Raw genomic sequence first — 22,791 nt, 5'->3', positions numbered from 1 at the left:
AGAGGAAGAGCATGAGCAATCCGTTCGAGGACCCCGAGGGTGTCTTCCTGGTGCTGGTCAACGACGAGAACCAGCACAGCCTCTGGCCGGACTTCGTCGACGTGCCGGCCGGCTGGCGGGTGGTGCACGGGCCCGCCGACCGGCAGTCCTGTCTGGACCACGTCGAGACCCACTGGAGCGACATGAGGCCCCGCAGCCTGGCCGAGGCCATGGACGGCTGAAACGACTGTGGGGCGGTCCCCAGGGACCGCCCCACAGCCTTGCCGGTTCACGACGCGGGCTGTTCCACCTTCGTCCCGGTCTTGCCGTCGACCGCCGCCGCCAACTGCGGTACCAGCCGTTCGACCACGTACCGCAGGCCGAGAACAGTGCCCATGGACAGCGCGTTGCCGTAGTCGCTGCTCTCGCTGACGTAGACCTCGCGGCCCTCCCTGACCACGTCAAGGTCCTTGTAGGAGGCGTCCTTGTGCAGCTTGTCGGCGTCCTTGGTCACGTCCGCGACCTGCCACACGAGGGCGTCCCGGTCGAGCAGGTCGGTGCGCTCCTTGCTGATGTTCGCGCCGAACTGGTCCCCGATCACCTTGTCCAGGTCCGCGGGCAGGGAGAACCCGAGGTCGGTGAGGAGATGCGACCGCGGGTCCTGGCTGCCGAAGACGAAGATGCCCTCGTACGGTGTGGCCATCACGGCCGTCCGGCCCTTGAACTCGGGGTGCTCCTCGACGGCCGCCTCGATCTGCGCCTCGGTCTCCTTGACGGCCGCGGTGGCCTCCTCCGGCTTACCGAGCGCCTTGCCGATCGTCTCGGTCTGCTCCTGCCACGGCACGCCGTAGTCGTTGTACTTCTTCGGCTGGGCGACCACGGGCGCGAACTTGGACAGCGACTCGTACTGCTCCTTGGTGAGTCCGCCGTACACCGCGAGGATCAGGTCGGGCTTGAGGGCGGCGATCTTCTCCACCTGGGGACCGGTGCCGGTGTCCTTGAGGACGGTCGGCACCTCGGCGCCGCCGAGCTTGTCGTCGGCCCAGGGGCCGATGGCGCCCTTGTAGCCGCCGAGCCACTCGGTGGTGCCGACCGGCACCTTGCCGAGCGCCAGGACGGCGTCCTGGTCGGTGAGGCCGACGGTCACGATCCGCTTCGGCTCGGACTTGATCGTCGTACTGCCGTACTTGTGCGCGACGGAGACCGGGAAGGCGGACTCTCCGGAGGAGCTCGCCTGCCCCCCGGCCCCCGATGTGCCGGAGTCCGAGTCGTCACCTCCGCAGGCCGTGGCGGCGGTCATGAGCAGGAGGGCGGATGCGAGGGCGGCGGCGAGCCGTGGTGCTCTGCGGGAGCGGGACATCGGTGGTCCTTCGTTCTTCGGGTTCCTGTGGAGCCGGGCGGTGCGGGGGGTTTCGGAGGTGTGTCCGTGGGGGTCAGGTGCCGGTGTCGCGGGTGTCCGACCAGGCCTGCCAGATGGCGGCGTAGCGTCCACGGGCGGCGCGGAGTTCGTCGTGCGTGCCGGTCTCGACGACGCGTCCCGCGTCCATGACGACGATGCGGTCGGCGGTCGCAGCCTGGCTGAGCCGGTGGGCCACGATCAGCGCGGTGCGGCCGTCGACCGCCTGCGCGACCGCCTTCTCCAGGGCGCGCGCCCCGGCGCTGCCCGCCTCGGCGGTGGCCTCGTCGAGGATCACGAGGGGCGGATCGGCCAGGATCAGCCGGGCGAGCGCGAGAGCCTGCGTCTGCGCGCCGCTGAGCCGGTGGCCGCCGTCGCCGACGACGGTGGCGAGGCCGTCGGGCAGCGCCTCGGCCCACGTGAGGGCGTCCACCCGGTCGAGCGCGGCGCGCAGTTCGCCGTCGGTGGCGTCGGGCTTGGCGAGGCGCAGGTCGTCGGTGAGGGGGCCGGCGAAGACATGGGTCTCCTGGGTGATCAGGGCGACCGTGCGGGTGGCCGCCGCGCCGAGTTCGGCCGGTGGCACACCGCCGATGAGGACGGTCCCGCCGGTGGGCGGCTGGATGCCCGCGACGAGCCGGGCCAGCGTGGTCTTGCCGGCCCCGCTGGCACCGACGAGGGCCACCCGCTCGCCGTGCCGGATCGTCAGGTCGACGTCGTGCAGGACGGGATGCCCGGGCCGGTACGCGTGACCAAGGCCCCGCACGGTGACGTCGACGCCGCCCGCCCGGACGGAACCGGTGCCCTCCGGGGGCGGCGGCTGGTCGGTCACGCCGACGAGCCGTGACAGGCCGGCCGTGGCCGACTGGGCGTCGTCGAGGAGGACGAGGGCGGCGTTGACCGGGGTGAACAGGCTGTGGAAGTACAGGGCGGCGGCCGTCGCCGTGCCGATGGACGCCGCGCCGTCGCGGACGAGCCAGTAGCCGGTGAACAGCACGGCGGCGAGCCCGGCGTACTCGGCGATGTGCAGACGGCTGTAGAAGCCCAGCACGAGCTGGACCCCGCGCATCGTCAGCGCCACCACCGACCAGGACCGCTCGGTGACCCGCTCGGTGTGCTCCCGCTCCAGCCGGAACGCGCGCACGGTGGAGCTGCCCGCGATGGTGTCGAGCAGTTGCTGCTGCTGCGCGCCGGCGGCCCTGCGCTGCTCGGCGTAGAGCGGGACGGCGCGGGACACGTACCAGCGGGCGGTGGCCGCCTGCACGGGCACCGCGATCAGGGCGGCCGGCAGGAAACGCCAGTCGAGCAGTGCCAGAGCCCCCAGGGTGAGGACGATGGTCAGCAGCGAACGGGCCAGCTCGGGCAGGGCGTTGCGGATGGCCTCGGCGATGAGCGAGACGTCGGCGGTGACCCGCGCGGTCAGGTCACCGGCGCCGGCCCGCTCGACTCGCTCCAGCGGCAGCCCGAGAGCCCGCTCGACGAACCGCTCGCGCAGCCGGGCCAGAGTCGTCTCGCCCAGCCGGGAGATCAGCGACAGCCCGAACCCGGCGGTGACGCCCTGCGCCACGGCGACGGCGAGGAGAAGTGCCGCGGTGGTGGTGACGGCGTCCACGGAGCCGCGGTCGGCGGCCAGGTCGACGATCCGGCCGAGCAGCGGCTGCACGAGCAGCCCGACGGCGGTGGAGGCGACCATCACGGCGAACGCGGTGAGGGCCAGCGGCCGTTGCGGACGCAGCAGTTCGGCGACGGCGGCCCGGGTGCGGGCGGGCGTGGCGACGGGCAGGAGGGGCGACTGCGCGCCCTTGCCGGGCTCGGTCATGCGAGGACCGCCGTCCGGTAGGCGGCGCGGTCGTGCACGAGCCGGTCGTGGGCGCCGGCCGCGGTGACCCTGCCGTCCTCGATCAGGACGACCCGGTCGGTCACGGCGAGCAGCGCGGGGCTGTTGGTCACCAGGACGGTGGTGCGGCCGCGGCGGACGTCGCTGATCCCGGCGGCGATGCCCGCCTCCGTGACGGCGTCGACGGCCGTCGTGGGCTCGTGCAGCACGAGGACCGGCGCGTCGGCGGCCAGCGCCCGGGCGAGGGCCACCCGCTGCCGCTGGCCTCCGGAGAGGGAGCGGCCGCGCGCGGTGACGGCCGTTCCGGTGCCGTCGGGCAGGGCGCGTACGACCTCGTCGGTGCCCGACGCGGCCATCACGGCGGTGACGGATGCGGCGGTCGGGGTGCCGTGCGTGGCGGTCGGGGTGTCTGGCGGGGCGGTGGGGGTGCCGAGCGCGGCGGTGACATTGTCGAGGAGCGTGCCCTCGAAGAGGTCGGCGTCGTGCTCGGCGACGAGTATCGCGGACCGCACCTCCGCGAGGCTCAGCGCGGGCAGTGCGGTGCCGTCCAGTTCCACAACCCCGCCGGCCGGGTCGGCGTGGCGGCCCAGGCACCGCAGCAGGGCCGACGCGTCGGCGGGGTCGGTGGTGACCACCCCCACCGTCTCGCCCGGCGCGATGTCCATGTCCACCTCGCGCAGGGAACCGTAGGAGAGGCCGCTCAGGCGCAGCCGGCCCGCGGTCCGCCCCGGTACGGCGCCGCGCTGCGGCGGACCCGGCGACACCGCCCGGCCGGCGTCGAGCACTTCGGCGATCCGGGTGGCGGACGCCCGGCCCTGCGCCAGCTCCGCGTTGACCCAGGAGAACTCGGAGAGCGGGCCGATGAGGAAGAGCGCGAGCGCGACGGACGAGACGAGTTCACCGAGGCTGATGTCGCCGCGCGCGGTGAGCCGCCCGCCGACGAGCGCGACCAGCGCGAGGAACGCGCCGGTGAGGATGGTGACGACGCCGTTCTGCCAGGCCTCGGCACGGGCCGCGCGCAGGGTGGCGGTCAGCGACTCCTGGCTGGTACGGCGGTAGCGGGCGACGGCCGCCGGTTCGGCACCGATGCCCTTGAGCACCCGCAGCCCGGCCACCAGGTCGGCGGCGACGCCCGAGGCCCGCGCCGCGCGCTCCTGCTCGGTCTCGCTGCGCCGTTCCAGGGGCTTGCTCAGCAGGTGCACCAGCCACAGCAGCAGCGGTGTGCCCAGCAGGACGAGCAGGCCGAGGGGGAGGGAGATGCGCAGCAGGACGACCGCGCCGACCACGAGGCCGGTGGTGGCCCCGATGCCGACGATGAGGGCCATCGTGACGGCGCCGACCCGCTTGGCGTCCTCGGTGGCGGTGTTCGCCAGCTCGCCGGGCAACCGGCCTTCCTCAGCGCCGCCCTCGGGGGCGAGGACGCGGCCGACCAACTGGGTCCTGAGGCGGTGCGCCGCGGTGACGGAGGCGCGCTCGCCGGCCCGTGCACCGAAGCGGAAGCTGGAGGAGAGTCCGACGTAGACGACGGCCAGGACACCGAGCCACAGCAGCAGCCCGCCGGCGTCCCCGGCCACGACGCCTCGCTCGACGGCCAGTCCGATGAGCACCGGCACCAGGGCCTCGCCCGTCTGGTGGCCCATGCCCAGCACCGCCCCGAGCACGACGTCCCGGCGCTGCCCGCCCACCGCACCCCACAGGACACGCCGTCCCGGCAGGTCCGCTCTTCTCACGCATCCCTCCGGAAGGGGGTTCGCAGCGCTTGCACCGCGTGCAAAACTTAGGTAAGGCTAATCAGATCTGGCGCTGGCGGCTACCCCCTTGGTGATTCGCGGGGGCGTCGTCGACACGGACGAGCCGGTACCGGTGTTCGTAGGTCGAACCGCCGCGCCGTTCGGTCCGTTTGGACCGGGCGCGGCGGGCCGCGAGGATCAGCGCGTTCACCTTCGGGCGCTCCTTGCGCAGCCGGTGGAGGGCCGCACGGGGCATGCCGGCGAGCGCGGCGGCGGACGGTGCTGGGCGTCCGCGCGGATCGCCTGGAGCAGCACGAGCAGCGCGACGGGGGTCGGCGGACGTGCCGCGCCGTTGCCCTCGGGTGCGTGGGAGTGGGCCAGGGCCCGCGCGCCCGACATCGCCGCGGCGAACGACGGGTTGCGGTCCTGTCAGTTGTGCAGCAGCCGTTCCGGCACTCCGGCGGCCGCGGCGCAGCCGGCCGGGCCCAAGCCCAGGGCCGCCGCCCGCACGGCCTCGGCCATCCGGGCCAGCGTCTCCTCGCGCAGGCTCGGACCGCGCCCGAGGGCGGCGAGCAACTCGTCGTCGATTCCTTGTTGCGCGTCGATACGCGCGAGCACACCATCGGCCCAGGCCGCCAACTCGCGGTCGGGGCCCACCGTTTCCTTCACCGGAAGCACCCTTAGGTTGCCTTACCTAAACACATGTACGGGCTGTGTGCCGGCAGTTTCGCCTGGGAGAACCGAAAAGGAGTCGTCCTTGCTCTCGTCGAGGATCACCAACGCCCGCATCATCACGATGGATCCGGACCGCCCGATCGCCCGGGAACTGGGCATCTGGCGCGGCCGCGTCGTCGGCCTGGACGAGGACGTGGCGGGGCTGCCGGCGCGGCGCACCCACGACCTGGACGGCGCCGTGGTGCTGCCCGGCTTCATCGACAGCCATGTCCACCTGGCCTGGACCGGTTTGAAGGCGGCGATCCCAGGAGTGGCGCCGAGCAGCCGGGCCGACGACGTGCTCCGGGTCGTCGCCGACGCGGTCGCCCAGGCACCGGCCGGTGCCTGGCTGGACTTCGGCGGCTACGACCAGCGCAGCCTGGACCGCCCGTTGACGGCCGCGGACCTCGACGCCGTCAGCGCCGGCCGCAAGGTGTACCTGGGCCATCTCTCCGGCCACGCCTGCCTCGTCAACACGGCGATCCTGAGGGAACTCCCCGCCGAGGCGGTCAGCCCTGACGGCTTCCTCGTAGAAGGCGCCATGGGAGCCGCCCTGCGCTCCCGGCCGCCGCACTCCCTCGACGAACTGGCCGGTGCGGTCGAGCGGGCGGCCCGCGTCTGCCGCTCCGAAGGCGTGACCGCCTGCGCCGAGGCGGGAGTCGGCGCCCGCCTGTTCCGCCACAGCCCCGTCGAGGCGGCGGCCTACCAGCTCGCCCACGACACCGGCCGCCTGCCGATACGCGTCCAGCTCATGGTGGCCGCCGACGCCCTCGACGCCGTGAGCGCCGCCCCCGAGGACACCACGACCCGCGCCCTCACGCTGGGCCTGCGCACCGGCTTCGGTGACGGCGCCCTCTCCCTAGGAGCCCTCAAGATCTTCACCGACGGCGGGATGATGGCCCGTACGGCGGCCCTGACCAGCCCCTACCGGGGAACCAGTGGCTCCGGTCAACTCCAGGCCGACCCCGAGGAGTTGGAGGAGACCATCGTGGAGGGGCACCGCGCGGGCTGGCAGCTGGCCATCCACGCCATCGGGGACCGGGCGGTCGACGTCGCCCTGGACGCCCTGGAGCGGGCGCAGCGTCTGCTTCCGCGCCCCCGGGCACGCCACCGCATCGAGCACGCGGGCCTGGTCCGTCCCGACCAGCTGCCCCGGCTGGCCGCGCTCGGCGTCACCGTCGTCATCCAGCCCAACTTCCTGCGCTACTACGGGGACGACTACGCCACGGTCATGGGGGACGACAGGGCCGGTTGGCTCTACCGCGGTCGCGGCTTCCTCGACCATGGCGTCCGGGTGGCGGGAAGCTCGGACCGCCCGGTCGCCGACGGCGCGCCGCTGCGGGCCGTCCAGTTCATGGTCGAACGGGCCTCGGAGTCGGGCCGGGTCATCGGTCCCGACGAGTCGGTCACCGTGCACGAGGCCCTGCGGGCCTACACCGTGGACGCCGCCCACGCCTGCCACTGGGAGTCCGACGCGGGCAGCCTCACCCCGGGCAAGCGGGCCGACCTCGTCGTGCTCGGCGCCGACCCCTACCGGGTGGATCCCTCCCGCATCGCGGACATCGAGGTGCTGGGGACGTTCCTGGAGGGCGCGAGCGGCAGCGAGGGGGAGGGCGAGGGCGACGGCGGGCGCTGACCGGCGGGACCCGCCACGTGGGCCGCCCTCCACGCGGGCGCACCCCCGGCGCATTAGCCTGCGGTCATGGGACTCGGCCTGCTGTTCGCGCTGTGCGCCGCCCTCTTCATGGGAACGGCGACCGTGTTCCAGGCGCTCGGCGCGCGCAGGGTGGGTCCCGGGGGCGCCGGCGCGGCGGTGCGGGCCACCTGGCAGTGGCCGTTCATCGTCGGGGTCGCCCTCGACACGCTGGGCTTCGCCGCCGAACTGATCTCCCTGCGCTCGGTCCCGCTCTTCCTGGTCGAGGCGGCGGTGGCCGGGGCGCTGGCCGTCACCGCGATCGTCTCGGCGTTCGTGCTGCGCATCCGCTTGCGCCGGGTGGAGTGGGGCGCGGTCGTCGCGGTGTGCGGAGGGCTCGCGGTGATGGCGATCGCGGCCGGCCGGGAGACCGGCGGCGACGGCGACATGAGAATGCGGCTCGCGGTCCTGATGGGCTCGGTGGGGCTCGCCCTGGTGAGCTGGGCACTGGCTCCACGCCTGGGGAACGTGCGCCACCGCGCGGCCGTGCTGGGCGGCCTCGCCGGGATCAGCTTCGGCGTGACGGCCGTCGCGGCCCGGCTGATGCCGGGACTGTCCCTGCCCGGCCTGCTCGCCGACCCTTCGGTGTACGCCGTGGTCCTCTCCGGGATCACCGGCTATCTCCTCCTGATCGAGGCCCTTCGGTCCGGCTCCGTCACCTCCGCCACGGCGGCGATGGTCATCGGGGAGACCGTCTGGCCCGCTCTGTTCGGCATCGTCTGGCTGGGCGACACCACCCGCCACGGGCTCGCGCCGCTGGCCGTCGCCGGTTTCGCCGCCTCCATCGCGGGCGCCCTCGCGCTGGCCCGCTTCGGTGAGGCGGAGGAGCACGCCTCGTAGCGGCACCGGGCCGCCCCGCCCGGTGCGGCCGTGTCTCGATCCGCGCCGCCGTCCTGTTCCTCACCCTGCCGCGCGCCCGTCAGGCCTGATCAGCTCCACCGCACCCTCATGGCCACCAGATGCTCGTTTCTGCTCGCAACCGCCTCTCTTCGAGCACCTATTGACACTCCGTCGTCCGCTCGACAAAGTCGTTCGGCAACAAGAGCTGTCGGCCACCCACAAGGGAGCGTTCAGCGCCATGCATGAAATCCCTGCTGTCTCACGCCGTACTCTCATGGGCGGAGCCCTGGCCTCCGGTGCCGTCGTCGCGGGGCTCGGCACCACGGCCGCCGCCGCACCGGGCGCCGCCCCCGCCGCCGACGCCCCTCCGGCCCGGCGTCACGGCCAGAAATCGATGATCAACGTCCCCTTCGACCCGTACCGGACGGTCCGCGTCGCCCTGATCGGCCTCGGCAACCGGGGCCACGGCATGGCCTCGGGGTGGGCCGCCGTCCCCGGCTGCACGGTGACGGCCGTGTGCGACATCCGCGCCGACCGCGCCCGACGGACCGCCGACAAACTGGTCGCCGAGGGCCGTCCCCGCCCCGCCGAGTACGGCGGCTCCGCCGATGCCTACGCACGCATGCTGCGCCGCGAGGACATCGACCTCGTCTACGTCGCCACCCCCTGGGAGTTCCACTACGAGCACGGCCGCGCCGCCCTGCTGTCCGGCAGACACGCCATCGTCGAACTGCCCGTCGCCACCGAGCTGCGCGAGCTGTGGGACCTCGTCGACACCAGCGAGCGGACCCGTCGGCACCTGTTCCTGTCCGAGAACTGCAGCTACGGCCGCAACGAGCTGGCGATGCTCAAGATGGCCCACGACGGCCTCTTCGGCGACGTCACCAACGGCCACGGTGGCTATCTGCACGACCTGCGCGAACTGCTCTTCTCCGACACCTACTACACCGACTCCTGGCGGCGGCTGTGGCACACCCGCAGCACCGCGTCCTTCTACGCCATGCACGGCCTCGCTCCGATCGCCGCGGCCATGGACATCAACCGCGGCGACCGCTTCACGACGCTGCGCGCCACCGCCACCGAGCCCAGGGGCCTCGCCGACTACCGCGCCCGCTTCGTCCCGCGCTCCCACCCGAGCTGGAAGGAGACCTACATCAACGGTGACCTGGTCACCTGCCTGATCGACACCGCCCAGGGCCGGGTGGTGCGCGCCGAGCACGAGGTCAGCTCGCCGCGCCCCTACAGCCGTATCAACTCGCTCGCCGGCAGCCGCGGCATCTTCGAGGACTACGCCGGAGTCACCTCCGCGAGCGGCGGCCGCATCTACCTGGAGCCCGATCACAGCGGCCACACCTGGCGGTCGTTCGACGCGTACCTCAAGGAGTTCGACCACTGGCTGTGGCAGAAGATCGGTGACGACGCGGAGAACAACGGCGGTCACGGCGGGATGGACTACGTCCTGCAGTGGCGCACCGTCCAGCAGATGCGCGCGGGGCTCGTCCCCGACATGGACGTGTACGACGCCGCCGCCTGGTGCTCCCCGGTCCCGCTGAGCGTCAAGTCCCTCGCGACGGGCGGCCTTCCGGTGGCCGTCCCCGACTTCACGCGCGGCTCCTGGGTCAACCGCCGCGCGGGCCTCGACTCACGCCCCAGCGAGATGCCGCCGGTCAGCTGAACCGGCTCCCTGACGCCACGACAGCGCCCGAACGCGCCGCCCGACCGTACGACGGGGCGGCGCGTTTCGCGTGCCGTCCGCCGGACGTGTGCTGCACCCGCGTTCTGCGACCGCATCTGCGTCATGGACGGCGGCCGCGTGGTGACCGCCGGGCCGCCCCGAGAGGTTCTCGCGCCCGAACTCCTCGCCGGCGTCTGCCGCGTCGACGCCGAGGTGACCGAGCACCCCGGCACCGGCGTCCCGCACATCAAAGCCCCCGAGGCCCGCGACGTCCCGCAGGGCCGCGGCGACGGAGGTGACGGGCGCCTGCCGCAGGGCGTTCACGGCGACTCGGGCCTCCCCCGCGTGTCACCGAACACGGACATCACTCACGTCCGGACGCACCGGTGCCGGGCAGCAGCGTGGTGCCCGACCTGATCGCGGCGACGGCCGGCCGCCACGGCACCCGGGAACCGCGCGTCGGCGCCTCCATCATGTAGCTCGGGCATGCCGCGCGCCTGTGGTCACCCGGGCCGGCCTGCACCGTCGTCCATGGCATCGTCCCCGACCTGCGCGGGCAGCACCGCGCCGACGAGGCCCCGCACTGCGTCTGCCCCCCGCGTAGGCGTGGCGCATCACAACGCCCTTGTCGCATAGGGCAGTTGAGCGGCGCACGGCTCTGGTGGTCCCCGTACTCCCTGGTCTACCGTCGGTAACCCCTGCTCTCGCAGCAGCATCCCGCACCTCTCCGGCCCCCTCCTCACCCCCATTGGAAGGCAGCCCATGGAGCACTCGTCATCCCCGGCCGCGATCACCCGCCGCCATGCCCTGACCGTGGCGGGCGGAGCGCTCGCCGGCGCCGCCCTCGCCCAGGCCACGATCCCGGCGTACGCCTCGGCCGCGTCGTCGGACGCGGACGCCATCGTCGTCGGACACGGCCTCGCCGGGCTGGTCGCCACGGCCGAACTGGCCGCGGCCGGACGCAAGGTGCTGCTGCTCGACCAGGAACCCGAATCCGGCCTGGGCGGCCAGGCGTTCTGGTCCTTCGGCGGTCTGTTCCTCGTCGACTCCCACGAGCAGCGGCTGATGGGCATCAAGGACTCCCGCGAACTCGCCTGGCAGGACTGGCTGGGCACGGCAGGGTTCGACCGCGGGGCCGACGACCCGGCGGGCCAGGACCACTGGGCGTACAAGTGGGCCGAGGCGTACGTCGACTTCGCCGCCGGGGAGAAGCGGTCCTGGCTGTCGGGGCTCGGCGTGCAGTGGTTCCCGATCGTCGGCTGGGCCGAGCGGGGCGGCGGCCTCGCGGACGGCCACGGCAACTCGGTGCCGCGCTTCCACGTCACCTGGGGCACCGGCCCCGCCGTGGTCGAGCCGTTAGAGAAGAAGGTGCGGGCCGCCGTGAAGGACGGGCGGGTGGCCTTCGTGTTCCGCCACAGGGTGGATGAGCTGGTCGTCACCGGCGGCGCCGTCACCGGGGTGCGGGGCGCGGTCCTGGAGCCCAGCGACACAGCCCGCGGCAAGCCCAGTTCCCGGACGGTGATCGGCGACTTCGAGCTGCGCGCGCCGGTCGTGCTCGTCACCTCCGGCGGCATCGGCGCCAACCACGACCTCGTCCGCCAGAACTGGCCCGCCCGCCTCGGCACCCCGCCGAAGTCCATGATCACTGGAGTGCCCGCGCACGTGGACGGCCGGATGCTCGCCATCACCGAGCGGGCCGGCGGACGGATCGTCAACCCCGACCGCATGTGGCACTACACCGAGGGCCTCAGGAACTACGACCCCATCTGGCCCGGCCACGGCATCCGTATCCTGCCCGGCCCGTCCTCCCTGTGGTTCGACGCCACCGGCAAGCGCTTCTCCAGCCCCGACATCCCGGGCTACGACACGCTCCACACCCTCAAGTCGATCACCGGCACCGGATACGACTACTCCTGGTTCGTCACCACACAGAAGATCATCGCGAAGGAGTTCGCCCTGTCCGGCTCCGAGCAGAACCCGGACCTCACCGAGAAGAACGTCTGGAAACTGCTGTCGCGCATCTGGCAGACCCCGGAGCCGATCGAGCGGTTCAAGGAGAAGGGGGAGGACTTCGTGGTCGCCGAGACCCTGCCGCAACTGGTGGCGGGGATGAACAGGCTGACGGGACAGAACCTGATCCAGTTGGCCGACCTCCAGCGGCAGATCGAGGCCCGCGACCGCGAGATCGCCAACCCGTACACCAAGGACGTCCAGGTCATGGGCATCCGCAACGCGCTCGCCTATCCCGGGGACACCCTCAGCCGCACCGCCTCCGCGCACCGGATCCTGGACCCCGCCGCCGGGCCGCTGATCGCCGTGCGGCTCAACATCCTCACCCGCAAGACCCTCGGCGGCCTCCAGACCGACCTGTCCGGCCGCGTCCTGAACGCCTCGGGCACCCCGGTTCCCGGCCTGTACGCGGCCGGTGAGGTCGCGGGCTTCGGCGGAGGCGGCGTCCACGGGTACCGCTCGCTGGAGGGCACCTTCCTCGGCGGCTGCCTGTTCTCCGGCCGCACGGCGGGACGCGCGGCCGCGGAGGCGACCGCGACCTGAACCGGCACCCGGAGGCCGGGGCGTCCATGACGCCCCGGCCCCTCGGGACCACCCGGATCAGGAGGCGGGCAGCTCCGCCCGGACCTGCGGGCCGCGGCCAACAGGTTCTCCAGGGACGCGCGGGTCTCGGGCAGCCGCGGGTCTTCGGACCGCAGTCCGGGTCGACCCACGGCCGCTCGGCCGGGATCGCCTTGAGCCCGGTACGCAGCAGTTCGGCGGCTTCCTCGGCGCCCGGGACGCGCGGGGAGTGGATGTCGTGGACACCGGGCCCCGCCTCGCGCGGGTAGCCGTGCGCGGTAGTTCCCGCGCGACCCGCATGTGGGAGGGGGCGGCCACGCAGGAGCCGACGCCCGGGAACCAGCCGCCGCCTCGTTCCGACTGCTGTGGAGGAGCGAGGAGGTGGCATGGAAGGACTGGACGTCGTGATGCGCGAGGTCGCCTGCCGGCACGGCCGTGTGGAGGTCGTACGGGGCGTGGACCTCGACGTCGCGGCCGGCCGGCGGGTGGCGTTGACCGGTACCAACGGCTCGGGCAAGACCACGTTGCTGCGGGCCGTGCTCGGCCTGCACCGCCGCGCGGGCGGCCGCATCCTGGTGGGCGGCCGGGACACCTGCAGCGCGGCCGAGTGGGCGTGGCGGCGCCGGGCGTGCGCCTGGATACCCCAGAAGCCGGCGGTCGGCCGGTTCCCGCTGCCGGCGGGGGAGTTGCTGGCCAGCGGCGGCGCGAAGACCGAGGCGGTCGAGGCGGCGGCGAAGTTGGGCGTCGGGCAGCTCGTCGGCCGGCCGTTGCACACCCTGTCCGGCGGCCAGTTGCAGCGGATGTACCTGGCGCGGGCGGTCGGTAGTGTGGCGGCGGGCGCCGGGGTGCTGCTGGCCGACGAACCCACCGCCGCGCTCGACTTCGCCGGGCAGGAGGAGGCCGCCGACGTCCTGCTGTCCCTGCCCGTGACCGTCGTCGTCGTCACCCACGACCGGGCACTGGCCGACCGCTGTGACCAGGTGCTGGAAATGGCCGCCGGCCGTCTGCGGGAGGTGCGGTGAACGCCCAGGCCGCCGCCGACGTCGGCCAGTTGCTGCAACTTGTCCCGGTCCGACGCGCGGGAGTCGCCCTGCTGCTGGCCGCCGTGGGCCTGCCCGTGATCGGCGTCGTGATCGTCGGTCTCGACATCATGCCGGTGCGGTTCGCGATGATGCACGTGGCGCTGCTCGGCATCGCGGTCGGCCTGCTGACCGGCCTCGACCCGATGCTGTGCGCGCTGCTCGCCTGTGCCCTCGCGGGCGCCGGGGTCGCGCCGCTGGCCCGTACCCCGGACGGGCTGTCCGGGGCGATGAGCCTGCTCATGAGCCTGGCCATCGCGGCCGCGCTGCTCGTGCTCGCGGTGTCCGGGGTCAACGCGGCCGGCGCGTTCGCCCTGCTGTGGGGGTCGATCCTGTCCGTGGGCACCGCCGACCTGTGGGTGATCGGCGCCCTGGCGTTCGCCGTCCCGGCCCTGTTCTGGTGGCGGCGCCGCGACCTCGCCCTGCTGCTGCACGACCGAGAACTCGCCCTGTCCTCGGGCGTACGGGTCGAGCGGCTCACTCTGGTGCTGCTCGTCCTGGTCGCGGTCGCCGTCGCCGGCGCCATCAAGCTCACCGGTGCGCTGCTCGTCGACGCGCTCACGCTGCTGCCGGCGCTCGCCGCCCGCCGCCTGGGCACGTCCCTGAAGTCCATCACCGCCTGGGCGGTCGGCATCGGAGTCGCCGTGAACCTCACCGGGTTCCTCGTCGCGCTCTGCTTCGACTGGCCGCCCGGGCCGGTCCTCGTCCTCACCGCCGGCGTGGTCGTCCTCGCCGTCCACCTCGTACCCGAACGGAGAATCAGCTCATGGCGCGCACCCGCGTCCCCAGCACTTCCCTCCTCGCACTGACTCTCACCGCGGGGCTCGCGCTGACCACAACGGGCTGCGGGGGCGAGAGCGAGTCCACGTCCTCGTCGACCGGCGGCACGGGCTCCGCACCGGTCGTCGTCGCCACCACCACCTGGGAGGGCGCCCTCGCCAAGGCCGCCGGCGCCAAGGACGTCGAGGTCATCGTCCCGCAGTCGGTGCAGCACGCCCCCGACTACGACCCCAGGCCGTCCGACCTCGCGGCGGTGGCCGGCGCCGACTACGTGCTCTACGCGCCCTTCGAGCCGTACGCCGCGAAGATCAAGGAAGCGGCAGGCTCCGACGCCGAGCTGGTCGAGGTGAACCTCGACAACGACGCCGACGAGACGAAGGCGGAAGTCGCCCGTCTCGGCGAGCTGTTCGGCACCGAGGACGCCGCGGAGCGCTGGACCGCTGCCTTCGACTCCGAGTACGCCACGCTGCAGAAGGGCCTGAAGGCCAAGTGGCCGGACGGGAAGCAGCCCACCGTCGTCGCCCAGGTGTTCGCGACCTGGGCGGCGAAGATGGCGGGCGCGGACGTCGCCGGCACCTTCGGGCCCGAGGCCGTGACGGCGCGGCAGCTGTCCGACCTGTCGAGGAAGAAGCCCCGGCTGGTCGTGGACAACGCGCACATGACGACCGGCACGGTCCTGCCCGACTCGGGCGCCGAACAGGTCGAGATCGTCAACTATCCGGGGACCGACCTGGATCTGCTGGCCGTCTACCGGGACGCGGCGAAGACCGTGGAGACGGCGATGGCCGCGTCGTAGCGGCGGTCGCACCAGACGCCGAGGGGCCGCCCGGCGCGGGCGGCCTTCTCGGCGCGTGGCGGACTCAGCCGGCCGGAGCCAGCGGCTGCTCCGGACCCGGCTGCGCGACGAATCGTTCCCGCAGTCCGGCACGGTCGGGCTTGCCCGCCGGGGTGAGCGGCAACTCGGTCATCACCAGCAGCCGTTCGGGGTGCTTGCGCTGCTCCAGCCCCCGCCTGCCGAGATGGGCGCACAGCTCGCCGAGCGTGGGCGTACGACCCTCACGCGGCACCACGCAGGCCGCGAGCCGCTCGCCCATCAGGGGATCGGGCACGCCGACACAGACCACGTCCCGCACCAGCGGATGGCTCGCCAGCTCGACCTCCACCTCCGCGGGGCTGATGTTGGCCCCGCCGCGGATCACCACGTCCTTGAGCCGGCCGACGACCCGCAGGGTGCCGTCCTCCTGGAGCAGGCCGAGGTCGCCGGTGCGTACCCAGCCGTCGTCGGTGCGGTAGCGGGCGTCGAGGTCGGGGGCGGCGACGTAGCACAGCGGGGTCATCGGGCCGCGGGCCACGATCTCGCCGACCGTGCCGCTCGGCAGCTCCCGCAGTTCGCGGGTGCCGGGCGAGGCGATGCGGATGTCGGCGACGCGCGGGTCGGGGTGGCCCGCGAGGATGCCCGGCCCCGCACTTCCCGTGTCCTCGGCCGCCAGTCCCGTATGGCAGTTGACGCCGTCGGCCGAGCCGTACAGGTTGACGACGGGGCAGCCGAAGACGCGCCGCGCCTCCTCGGCCGTGGCCTCGTCCAGCGGGGAGCCGCCGACCACCAGGGCGGTGGGCGCGGTGAACTCCGGCCGGCCGTGCTCGGCGACACGGTCCAGCATCATCCGGATCATGGTCGGCACGCCGAGGACATGGGTCGGCCGGTGCGCGGCGAGCGCCTCCAGCGCGGACTCCGGCGTGAAGTGGTCGAGCAGGACGAGGGTGCCGCCGTGCCGGGCGAGCGCGACGGCGGTGCCGTTGCTGCCGAACGCGGAGGCCAGCGGCACCAGGAACAGACAGCGCGGCGGCTGCCCGCCGGTCATCAGGGAGGCGAGGAAGTTGCCGCGCCCGCCGGCCAGCGCGTTGTGCGAGTACGCCACCATCTTCGGCTCGGCCTCGGAGCCGGAGGAGACGAGGATGCGCGCGGCGGAGTCGGGGTGCGGGCGGGCCGGGGCGAAGGTCCTCGGGTCCGTGCGCAGCAGCTCGGACAGCGCGACGGCACCCTCGGGCGGGGTGCCGGGCCCGGCCGCGACCACGGCGCGCAGGGCGGGCAGTTCACTGGCCAAGGCCAGCAGGTCGGCCGCGTGGTGGTTGCCCCGGTGCTCGGCGGCGGCGATGACCGCGACCGCCTCAGATCTGGCGAGCAGCGACGCTGCCTCCCGCCCGCCGCGGCCCACCGGGAAGGGCAGCGCGACGGCGCCCAGGGCGGCCAGCGCCAGGTCGGCGACGACGGCGTTCCGGCCGTTCGGCAGTTGTATGCCGACCACGTCACCGGCGCGTATGCCCAGCCCTGACAGGCCGGCGGCGAGACATCGGGCCTTGCGGTCCAGCGCGGTGTAACAGAGTTTGCCCTTGGCGTCGAGGATCGCCGTGCGGTGCAGGTCGGCGATCTGGTGGGCGCGGTAGAGGCTGTACAGGTCGAGGTCGGGGCAGGTGCCCTCGACGGCCCAGGAACGGCGCAGCTGGGCGGGAAGCAGGTCGTGCAGGGTGACGGTCATGCGAAGCTCCAGGGGTCGGGGACGGCGGGGGCGCCGTGCGCGTCGCGGCTGATCGAGCCGGTGGTGAGCAGGTCGGAGAGGTCGGTGACGACCGGGACGGCCGCGAGCCCGCGGCCCCGCAGGTCTTCCAGCGCCTGTGCGATGGACAGCGCGCGCAGGTCGCGGGGGATCGCCGCCTGGTCCGGAAGGGCGATCCAGCCGTCCGCCGTCGGCAGCGGACGGCGGAAGCCCGCCGGCTGCCGGGGGTCCAGCCCCCGCCCCGCACGGGCGCGGGCGGGCGCGGTGAGCACGTCGGCGGCACCGAGCAGGGACGAGTCCACCCGCACCCCGCACCCCGTGCGCTCCCGCAGCAGCAGGCCCGCCAGCACCGCCTCGGCGCCCAGCAGGCCGCCCAGTACGTCGAGCAGGGTCATCAGCGACGGTGCCGGCGGCTCGTCGGCGGGCCGGGCGGCCTCACCGACCCCGGTACGGGCCTGCACCATGAAGTCGGTGCCCAGGGGCGCTCCGGGCAGCCGGCCGGCCCAGCCGCTCGTGTACGCGTAGACCAGCGCCGGGTTGGCGACGGCCAGGTGCTCGTGGTCCAGGCCGAGCTGGGCCGCCCTGCCCGGCGCCCAGTTGTGCAGGAACACGTCGGCGCCCGCCGCCAGCTCGCGCAGCCGCTCGCGGTCCGCCGCCGACTTGATGTCCACCTCGACTGCCTTCTTGCCCCGGTTGAGCGCCAGCCAGCGTGCCGAGACCCCCGAGCAGGCGGGCGGCATGCCCCGCAGCGGATCCCCGCCCGGCGGCTCGATCCGGACGACCTCCGCGCCCAGCAGGCCCAGCAGATGGGCGGTGAGCGGCGCCTGGATGCGGCGCCCCGCCTCCAGGACGGTCAGCCCGGCGAGCGGGGCGTCGACGGGTGCCGTCGTCCCGGCGGGCGGGACGTCCACCGGCGTGTCCACCGGTGCCGTCGTCCCGGCGTACGACGCCTGGTGCGGGACGAGTTCCCACGGCGGCGCTCCGTCGTACTCGGCGGCACGCCGGGCGAGCGACGACAGCGCGCAGACGTCCACGCCGGCGCCCCCGGCGGCCTCCCGGACCCGCTCCCATGAGAACGCCCGCACGGTCTCGTGCAACACGTGCGGGAAGGGCGCGCAGGCGGTCGCGTACCGGAACTGGAAGGGCCGCCAGCCCCGCCGTATCGCATCCTCGGGCGCGCCGAGCGCCCGCCAGAACGCGGCCCAGCCGCCCGGGTCGAGCGTCTCCAGCTCGAAAAGCGTGCCGTCCGCCGCCGTGAACGGCGGTCCGCCCGGCGCTGTTTCGGCGGCCTCGCCCTCCTCGGCCCCGGCGGCGGCCACGTACTGCGAGACCGCCAGCAGGCCGGCCCGCTCCGCGCTCACGTGCGCGCCGGGGAGGCGTCCGCCGCGGGCCCGCGCCAGCAGGCCGGCCAGCAGCGCCTGCACGGTGAGGACGCCGGTGGCGGTGGCCGCGTAGTCGACGGCGAGGCCGCGGGGAGCGGCGTCACGACGGCCGTGCACGGCCATGATGCCGGTCGCCGCCTGCACGGTCGCCTCGTCGACGACGCCGTCACCCCACGTCGTCCGGGCGGTGACCGCCTCAGCCCCGGACGGCCGGCCGGAGAGGGCGATCCGGCCACCGCGACGGCCGTCGCCGTCGGCGCCGAGCAGCCGCAGATGCTCCGCGACGAGCCCGTCCGCCGGGCCCGGCGGACCCGAGGACTCCCTGCGCAGTCCCTCCAGCGGCCGGGCCGTGCGCAGGGTGATGGATGTGGCTGGAGTCGCCATGCCTTTCCTTCCTGACGCTCGGGAACCCGGGGGCGGTCGCCCCCGACCTGTTCCACGACAAGAGCAGTCGGACCGGCGAGGGCCGGAGTTCCCACGGGAGCGGAGGAAAGTGGTGCGAGTGACGCGGGGTGAGCCTCAATGTCCTCCCGACATCGTGGAGTTGCGGGACCGGGTGGCGGAGTTCGTCCGCGCGCGGGTCATGCCCCACGAGCGGGTGCTGGACGGGGGCGGGCCGGAGGCGGGCGCAGTGCTGGCCCGGCTCCAGAAGGAGGCGAAGGACGCCGGGCTGTGGGCGCTGCCACACCCGGCCGAACTGGGCGGTCAGGGGCTGCCGTTGGGGGCGTACGCGCATGTCGCCGAGGCCGAGGGCGCGAGCGACCACGGCCCGGCGGTACTCGGTTCGGCGTCGCTGCTGGACGCCCTGATGCTGTGGCGGCACGGGAGCCACCGCGTCCGCGAGACATACGTCTCCGCCCTGGTCGCCGGGGATCTGCGGGCCTGTTACGCCATGACCGAGCCCGACGTCCCCGGCACCGACCCCTTCCGCACCGCCACCAGCGCCGAACAGGGCAGGGACGGGGCCTGGCGGCTCAGGGGGCGCAAGTGGTTCACCAGCGGGGCCGCGGACGCCGACCTCGTCACGGTGCTGGCGCGGACCGACGGCTCGGCCCCGGACCGGGACGGGCTGTCGCTGCTGCTGGTGCCCACCGGTTCGGCCGGCTTCCACGTGACGCGCGACCTGCCGGTGCTGGGCGCGGCGGGCCAGTACGAGATCGGACTGGACGAGGTGACGGTCGACGCCGACCACCTGATCGGTGAGCGCGGCAATGCCCTGGCCGTCGCGGGCGAGCGGCTCCAGCTCGGCCGCACACTGCGCTGTCTGCGCTGGCTCGGACAGGCGCAACGCGCTTTCGCCCTGATGCGGGAACGCGCCTTCTCCCGGACCGGCTCCCGCGGTCCGCTCGGCGAACTCCAGCTGGTCCAGCGCCACGTCTTCGAGTCCCTGCTGGCCCTGCGCACCACTCGGCCGCTCGTCCACGAGGCCGCGGGCCTGCTGGACGCGGGGCTCGACGCCCACGTGGAGGTGGGCCTCGCCAAGGTGGCGGCGGCCCGCACGCTCCAGCAGGTGGCCGACGCGGCGATCCAGGTGTACGGCGCGGAGGGGCTGGGCCCGGACACCCCGCTGCCCGCGCTCCTGCGCACCGGCCGCGCCGCACGCATCCTGGACGGCCCGGACGAACTGCACATCACGTCGGTCGCCCGACGAGTGCTGCGAACGGGCGCTCCCTAGCCGGACAGCGCACCGCGCGGCCTCCCCGCGATACGGGCTCTCCGCGGTGCGGGTTTTCCGCGGTGCGGGTTTTCCGCGGTGCGGGTTTTCCGCGGTGCGGGTTTTCCGCGGTGCGGGCTCTCCGCGGTGCGGGTTTTCCGCGGTGCGGGCTCCTCGCGGTGCGGGCTCTTCGCGGTGCGGGCTCTCCGCGATACGGGCTCTCCGCGGTGCGGGCTCCTCGCGGTGCGGGCTGGCGCGACCCGGCGCGGCGCGGTGCGTACTCGCCGCGCACCGGCTCGGCGTAATACGGGCTTGGCGTCATACGAGCTCGGCCCGATGCGGGCTTGGCGCGTACCGGCTCGCTGCGGTGCGGGCTCCGCCGCGATACGGGCTCGGCGCCCTGCGGGCTCGCGGCGTACCGGCTCGGCGTCATACGGGCTCGCCGCGATAGGGGCTCCGCCGGATACGCGCTCGCCGCTGTGCGGGCCCGGCACCCCGCGGGCTCCACGCCCTGCGGGCTCGCCGCGATAGGCGCTCGGCGGCATCGCCGGGACGCCGGGACGCCGGCTCGCGGCTCCGCCGCGATGCGGGCTCGCCGCGTCACGCGCTCGGCGCCATACCGGCTCGCCGCGACGCCTGCTCCGCGCCCTCCGGGCTCGGCGCTACGTGGGCTCGGTCAGGCCGGTGAGTAGTGCGAGGGCGTAGGCGAGGAAGAAGTCGCCCCAGACGAGTTCGTGCGCGACGGCCGTGCCGGAGGCGAGGTCGTAGCAGCCGTCCACCAGGCGGCCGTCGCCGGTCAGATGGGAGCGGACCAGCTCGTCGAGGACGGCGACGGCCCTGCTCCGGTGCCCGAGCAGCAGCAACGCCGTGGCGGTGACGGCGGCCGCCGAGGTGTCGTACGGACCCTCGGGCCGTGCCGCGTCGGCGAGCGGCACGAGGGCGTCCGGGATCAACCCGGCCGCCGCCTCGCCGAGTTCGCCCACACCCGCATGACGTACGGCCTCGGCCACGGCCAGCAGCAGCCAGGCCGGCCCCCGGCTCCAGCCCGGCGGCGGATCCTCCCGGGCGGTCCAGCCCCGCGTCGCGTCGTGCTGCCACGCCCAGTGCCGGGGCCGCTGCCCGAGGCAGAGGTCGAGGTGGCGCCGCAGATGGGTCACCGCCGCCTCCGCGTCCACCGTGGCGAGCAGCGGCACCAGCCCCGGCACGCCGTCCGCGCGGGCGAGCATGCGCGGTCCGCCGAACGCCGAACCCCAGGGCACCAGGCCCAGTTCCGCGTCGAAGGAGTTCCGGCAGGCCAGGGCCGCCCGTTCCCGCAGGCCCAGTTCGCCGTCGGCCGCCAGAAGGGTGCCGTACCAGAAGATGAGCCCCCGGGTGGCGGTGTCCGACTCGGTCCAGCCCGCGAGCCGGGCGGTGCACAGCCGCGCGGCGTCCCGGTCCGCCGGAGCACCGGTGTACCGGGCGCGCAGCCACAGCAGCCCCGCCCAGAAGCCGCCGGTCCACGAGCCGCGCCCGGTCGTCGTCCACGTCCCGTCGTCCGGCCCGGCGAACAGCGGGAAGCGGTCGCCGACCGCCGCGCGGGTGACGGCGACCCGGCCGAGTACGCAGGCGAGGGCCGGAGCGGCCCACGCGGGGGTCGCGGCCGGGGCGTGCGCGCTCATGCCCCGTCGCCCCCGCGACGTCCCCGCAGTGCCCACAGCCCGGCGACCACGCCCGCGCCCGCGAACTCGCCTGCGACGAGCACCCATCCGGCGCCGTAGCGGCCGGCCTCCGCCAGCAGACCGAACACCGGCGGCCCGATCGCGAACCCGGCGAAGAACCCGGCGGAGACGAGTGCGGAGTCCTGGCCCGCCCGGCCGGGCGCGGCACGCTGCATCACCAGGACCATCGAGACCGCGTTGGCGGACACCGCGAACACCCCCACGGCCACCGCGGCGGCCCAGGCGAGCCCCGGGGCGTACGACGAGAGGGCGAGCAGCAGCGCCGCCGGTACCGCCCCCGCGGCCAGCAGACCCGGCAACCACACGGACCGGCCGGGGCGGCCGGCGAGCTTCGACCAGCCGACCCGCCCGGCGATCCCCGCCACGCCCAGCACGGCCACCAGCGCGCCCGCCGCCGTGGCGCCGAGGCCGAGCCGCTGCGCGCCGTACAGCGCCAGATAGGTGTTCACGGAGGCGATGCCGCAGCCCAGCAGCACGGAGAAGACCATCAGCCAGGCGATCGTGCCCCGCGGCACCCAGGCCGCCGGAGTGGACTTCGCGGGCGGATCACCAGGCAGTGCACGCGCCGCCCACACGGCCGCCACGACCGCGGCACCCGCCGCCGTCCACACCGCTCCCCGCCAACCCGCGACGGCGGCGAGCGCCGCGAGCGGCAGCCCCGCCGCGAACGCCCCGAGCTGGACCCCCGACTGCTTCATCCCCGTCACCGAGCCACGCCGGGCGGGCGGTACGACGGCCAGGATCGCCTTGTTCGTCGCAGGGTTGGCCAGCGCCTGCGGCACCCCGCCGAGCGCCACCGCCGCCAGCAGGAAACCGGCGCCGGGCGCCGCGCCGATGAGCGCCAGCGCGAGCGCCGACACCGCCAGCAGCGCGACGAGACACCGACGCGGGCCGACCCGGTCCACCACCCGCCCACCGACGGGGGAGAGCACGGTCGCCGTCGCGAACCCGACGGTCGTCGTCAGTCCCAGCACGGTGGGGGAGACGCCGAGTTCCGTCACCAGCCGTGGACCCAGCGCCCCCAACAGGAACAACTGCATCATCGAGAAGGCCATGGCGCAGGTCAGCAGCGCGGTCAGGGCACGGCCCGTGTCGCCCGCCCCCGCCTTGCCCACCTCGGCCGCCGTCCCCGTCCCGCTCCGACCCGTTGTCACAGACACACCTCCCAGCAAGAGCAGTCGGGCCGGACCG

19 protein-coding genes and 1 pseudogene are annotated in these 22,791 nt (G+C 74.3%); 10 read left to right on the top strand and 10 right to left on the bottom strand.

The genetic code is table 11. The features are described from left to right. Positions 1-11 precede the first annotated feature (11 nt). Complete coding sequence (locus tag ACFV6X_RS05690) at positions 12-221, top strand: MbtH family protein (RefSeq protein ID WP_365458947.1); 210 nt, start codon at positions 12-14, stop codon at positions 219-221. 47 nt (positions 222-268) lie between these two features. On the opposite strand, the gene ACFV6X_RS05685 is transcribed toward ACFV6X_RS05690, so the two are convergent. The 5 genes from ACFV6X_RS05685 to ACFV6X_RS05665 form a co-directional block, all read right to left on the bottom strand. After that, positions 269-1,339 (bottom strand): iron-siderophore ABC transporter substrate-binding protein, encoded by a 1,071-nt coding sequence (locus tag ACFV6X_RS05685; protein ID WP_385378107.1) that lies wholly within the window; start codon positions 1,337-1,339, stop codon positions 269-271. Between the two features lie 73 nt (positions 1,340-1,412). Beyond that, positions 1,413-3,191 (bottom strand): ABC transporter ATP-binding protein, encoded by a 1,779-nt coding sequence (locus ACFV6X_RS05680; RefSeq protein WP_385378104.1) that lies wholly within the window; start codon positions 3,189-3,191, stop codon positions 1,413-1,415. Further along, positions 3,188-4,939, bottom strand: coding sequence for an ABC transporter ATP-binding protein (locus ACFV6X_RS05675; protein ID WP_385378101.1), 1,752 nt, complete (start codon positions 4,937-4,939; stop codon positions 3,188-3,190). Before ACFV6X_RS05675 ends, ACFV6X_RS05680 begins: the two co-directional genes overlap by 4 nt. A 61-nt stretch (positions 4,940-5,000) precedes the next feature. Next, on the bottom strand, positions 5,001-5,195 hold the full coding sequence (locus ACFV6X_RS05670; RefSeq protein WP_385378098.1) for a hypothetical protein: 195 nt from the start codon (positions 5,193-5,195) through the stop codon (positions 5,001-5,003). A gap of 173 nt (positions 5,196-5,368) precedes the next feature. Then, positions 5,369-5,608 (bottom strand): hypothetical protein, encoded by a 240-nt coding sequence (locus ACFV6X_RS05665; RefSeq protein ID WP_385378095.1) that lies wholly within the window; start codon positions 5,606-5,608, stop codon positions 5,369-5,371. Between the two features lie 88 nt (positions 5,609-5,696). Here ACFV6X_RS05665 and ACFV6X_RS05660 point away from each other — a divergent pair, with 88 nt between their 5' ends. From ACFV6X_RS05660 to ACFV6X_RS05640, 5 genes are all read left to right on the top strand, one after another. Further along, on the top strand, positions 5,697-7,289 hold the full coding sequence (locus ACFV6X_RS05660; protein ID WP_385378092.1) for an amidohydrolase: 1,593 nt from the start codon (positions 5,697-5,699) through the stop codon (positions 7,287-7,289). Positions 7,290-7,355: 66 nt separating this feature from the next. Beyond that, positions 7,356-8,186, top strand: a complete 831-nt coding sequence (locus ACFV6X_RS05655; protein ID WP_385378089.1) for a hypothetical protein — start codon at positions 7,356-7,358, stop codon at positions 8,184-8,186. Between the two features lie 238 nt (positions 8,187-8,424). Next, positions 8,425-9,861, top strand: a complete 1,437-nt coding sequence (locus ACFV6X_RS05650; RefSeq protein WP_385378086.1) for a Gfo/Idh/MocA family protein — start codon at positions 8,425-8,427, stop codon at positions 9,859-9,861. Between the two features lie 123 nt (positions 9,862-9,984). Beyond that, positions 9,985-10,278 carry a hypothetical protein gene (locus ACFV6X_RS05645; protein ID WP_385378083.1) on the top strand — a complete coding sequence of 98 codons (294 nt, stop codon included), beginning with the start codon at positions 9,985-9,987 and terminating at the stop codon, positions 10,276-10,278. A gap of 345 nt (positions 10,279-10,623) precedes the next feature. After that, positions 10,624-12,414 carry an FAD-binding dehydrogenase gene (locus ACFV6X_RS05640; protein WP_385378081.1) on the top strand — a complete coding sequence of 597 codons (1,791 nt, stop codon included), beginning with the start codon at positions 10,624-10,626 and terminating at the stop codon, positions 12,412-12,414. Between the two features lie 57 nt (positions 12,415-12,471). Here the strand turns inward: ACFV6X_RS05640 and ACFV6X_RS05635 are convergent. Next, positions 12,472-12,756: pseudogene (locus tag ACFV6X_RS05635) on the bottom strand (5-methyltetrahydropteroyltriglutamate--homocysteine S-methyltransferase); the annotation flags it as partial. 62 nt (positions 12,757-12,818) lie between these two features. On the opposite strand from ACFV6X_RS05635, the gene ACFV6X_RS05630 reads away from it, so the two are divergent. The 3 genes from ACFV6X_RS05630 to ACFV6X_RS05620 are packed head-to-tail and all read left to right on the top strand — an operon-like array spanning position 12,819 to position 15,087. Then, a complete protein-coding gene (locus ACFV6X_RS05630) occupies positions 12,819-13,454 on the top strand; it encodes a metal ABC transporter ATP-binding protein (protein WP_385378079.1) in 636 nt (211 codons plus the stop codon). Beyond that, positions 13,451-14,320: a metal ABC transporter permease gene (locus ACFV6X_RS05625; protein WP_385378076.1), complete on the top strand. Its 870-nt coding sequence runs from the start codon at positions 13,451-13,453 to the stop codon at positions 14,318-14,320. Before ACFV6X_RS05630 ends, ACFV6X_RS05625 begins: the two co-directional genes overlap by 4 nt. Next, positions 14,278-15,087 carry an ABC transporter substrate-binding protein gene (locus ACFV6X_RS05620; RefSeq protein WP_385378073.1) on the top strand — a complete coding sequence of 270 codons (810 nt, stop codon included), beginning with the start codon at positions 14,278-14,280 and terminating at the stop codon, positions 15,085-15,087. The genes ACFV6X_RS05625 and ACFV6X_RS05620 overlap by 43 nt, the downstream gene beginning before the upstream one ends. A gap of 64 nt (positions 15,088-15,151) precedes the next feature. Here ACFV6X_RS05620 and ACFV6X_RS05615 read toward each other — a convergent pair whose 3' ends face one another. Both ACFV6X_RS05615 and ACFV6X_RS05610 read right to left on the bottom strand, forming a co-directional pair. After that, the gene (locus tag ACFV6X_RS05615) at positions 15,152-16,828 is read right to left on the bottom strand and encodes a class I adenylate-forming enzyme family protein (RefSeq protein ID WP_385378070.1); all 1,677 of its coding nucleotides are present in this window, start codon (positions 16,826-16,828) and stop codon (positions 15,152-15,154) included. After that, positions 16,825-18,612 carry a CoA transferase gene (locus ACFV6X_RS05610; RefSeq protein WP_385378067.1) on the bottom strand — a complete coding sequence of 596 codons (1,788 nt, stop codon included), beginning with the start codon at positions 18,610-18,612 and terminating at the stop codon, positions 16,825-16,827. Before ACFV6X_RS05610 ends, ACFV6X_RS05615 begins: the two co-directional genes overlap by 4 nt. A gap of 154 nt (positions 18,613-18,766) precedes the next feature. Here ACFV6X_RS05610 and ACFV6X_RS05605 point away from each other — a divergent pair, with 154 nt between their 5' ends. Further along, entirely contained in the window at positions 18,767-19,903 is a 1,137-nt protein-coding gene (locus tag ACFV6X_RS05605) for an acyl-CoA dehydrogenase family protein (RefSeq protein ID WP_385378064.1), read from the top strand. 641 nt (positions 19,904-20,544) lie between these two features. On the opposite strand, the gene ACFV6X_RS05600 is transcribed toward ACFV6X_RS05605, so the two are convergent. Beyond that, positions 20,545-21,540, bottom strand: a complete 996-nt coding sequence (locus ACFV6X_RS05600; RefSeq protein ID WP_385378061.1) for a sugar ABC transporter permease — start codon at positions 21,538-21,540, stop codon at positions 20,545-20,547. Further along, entirely contained in the window at positions 21,537-22,655 is a 1,119-nt protein-coding gene (locus ACFV6X_RS05595) for an MFS transporter (RefSeq protein WP_385378159.1), read from the bottom strand. The genes ACFV6X_RS05600 and ACFV6X_RS05595 overlap by 4 nt, the downstream gene beginning before the upstream one ends. Positions 22,656-22,791 lie beyond the last annotated feature (136 nt).

The organism is Streptomyces sp. NPDC059861, assembly GCF_042731435.1.
Classification (GTDB): Bacteria; Actinomycetota; Actinomycetes; order Streptomycetales; family Streptomycetaceae; genus Streptomyces.
This window is presented reverse-complemented; position numbering and strand designations above follow the sequence as displayed.

Bases quoted from the DNA above. Each gene is read 5' to 3' on its own strand.
- ACFV6X_RS05615 (WP_385378070.1), bottom strand. From the start codon at position 16,828: ATGACCGTCACCCTGCACGACCTGCTTCCCGCCCAGCTGCGCCGTTCC.
- ACFV6X_RS05600 (WP_385378061.1), bottom strand. From the start codon at position 21,540: ATGAGCGCGCACGCCCCGGCCGCGACCCCCGCGTGGGCCGCTCCGGCC.
- ACFV6X_RS05690 (WP_365458947.1), top strand. From the start codon at position 12: ATGAGCAATCCGTTCGAGGACCCCGAGGGTGTCTTCCTGGTGCTGGTC.
- ACFV6X_RS05655 (WP_385378089.1), top strand. From the start codon at position 7,356: ATGGGACTCGGCCTGCTGTTCGCGCTGTGCGCCGCCCTCTTCATGGGA.
- ACFV6X_RS05595 (WP_385378159.1), bottom strand. From the start codon at position 22,655: ATGGCCTTCTCGATGATGCAGTTGTTCCTGTTGGGGGCGCTGGGTCCA.
- ACFV6X_RS05650 (WP_385378086.1), top strand. From the start codon at position 8,425: ATGCATGAAATCCCTGCTGTCTCACGCCGTACTCTCATGGGCGGAGCC.
- ACFV6X_RS05620 (WP_385378073.1), top strand. From the start codon at position 14,278: ATGGCGCGCACCCGCGTCCCCAGCACTTCCCTCCTCGCACTGACTCTC.
- ACFV6X_RS05640 (WP_385378081.1), top strand. From the start codon at position 10,624: ATGGAGCACTCGTCATCCCCGGCCGCGATCACCCGCCGCCATGCCCTG.
- ACFV6X_RS05645 (WP_385378083.1), top strand. From the start codon at position 9,985: ATGGACGGCGGCCGCGTGGTGACCGCCGGGCCGCCCCGAGAGGTTCTC.
- ACFV6X_RS05630 (WP_385378079.1), top strand. From the start codon at position 12,819: ATGGAAGGACTGGACGTCGTGATGCGCGAGGTCGCCTGCCGGCACGGC.
- ACFV6X_RS05685 (WP_385378107.1), bottom strand. From the start codon at position 1,339: ATGTCCCGCTCCCGCAGAGCACCACGGCTCGCCGCCGCCCTCGCATCC.
- ACFV6X_RS05670 (WP_385378098.1), bottom strand. From the start codon at position 5,195: ATGCCCCGTGCGGCCCTCCACCGGCTGCGCAAGGAGCGCCCGAAGGTG.
- ACFV6X_RS05680 (WP_385378104.1), bottom strand. From the start codon at position 3,191: ATGACCGAGCCCGGCAAGGGCGCGCAGTCGCCCCTCCTGCCCGTCGCC.
- ACFV6X_RS05610 (WP_385378067.1), bottom strand. From the start codon at position 18,612: ATGGCGACTCCAGCCACATCCATCACCCTGCGCACGGCCCGGCCGCTG.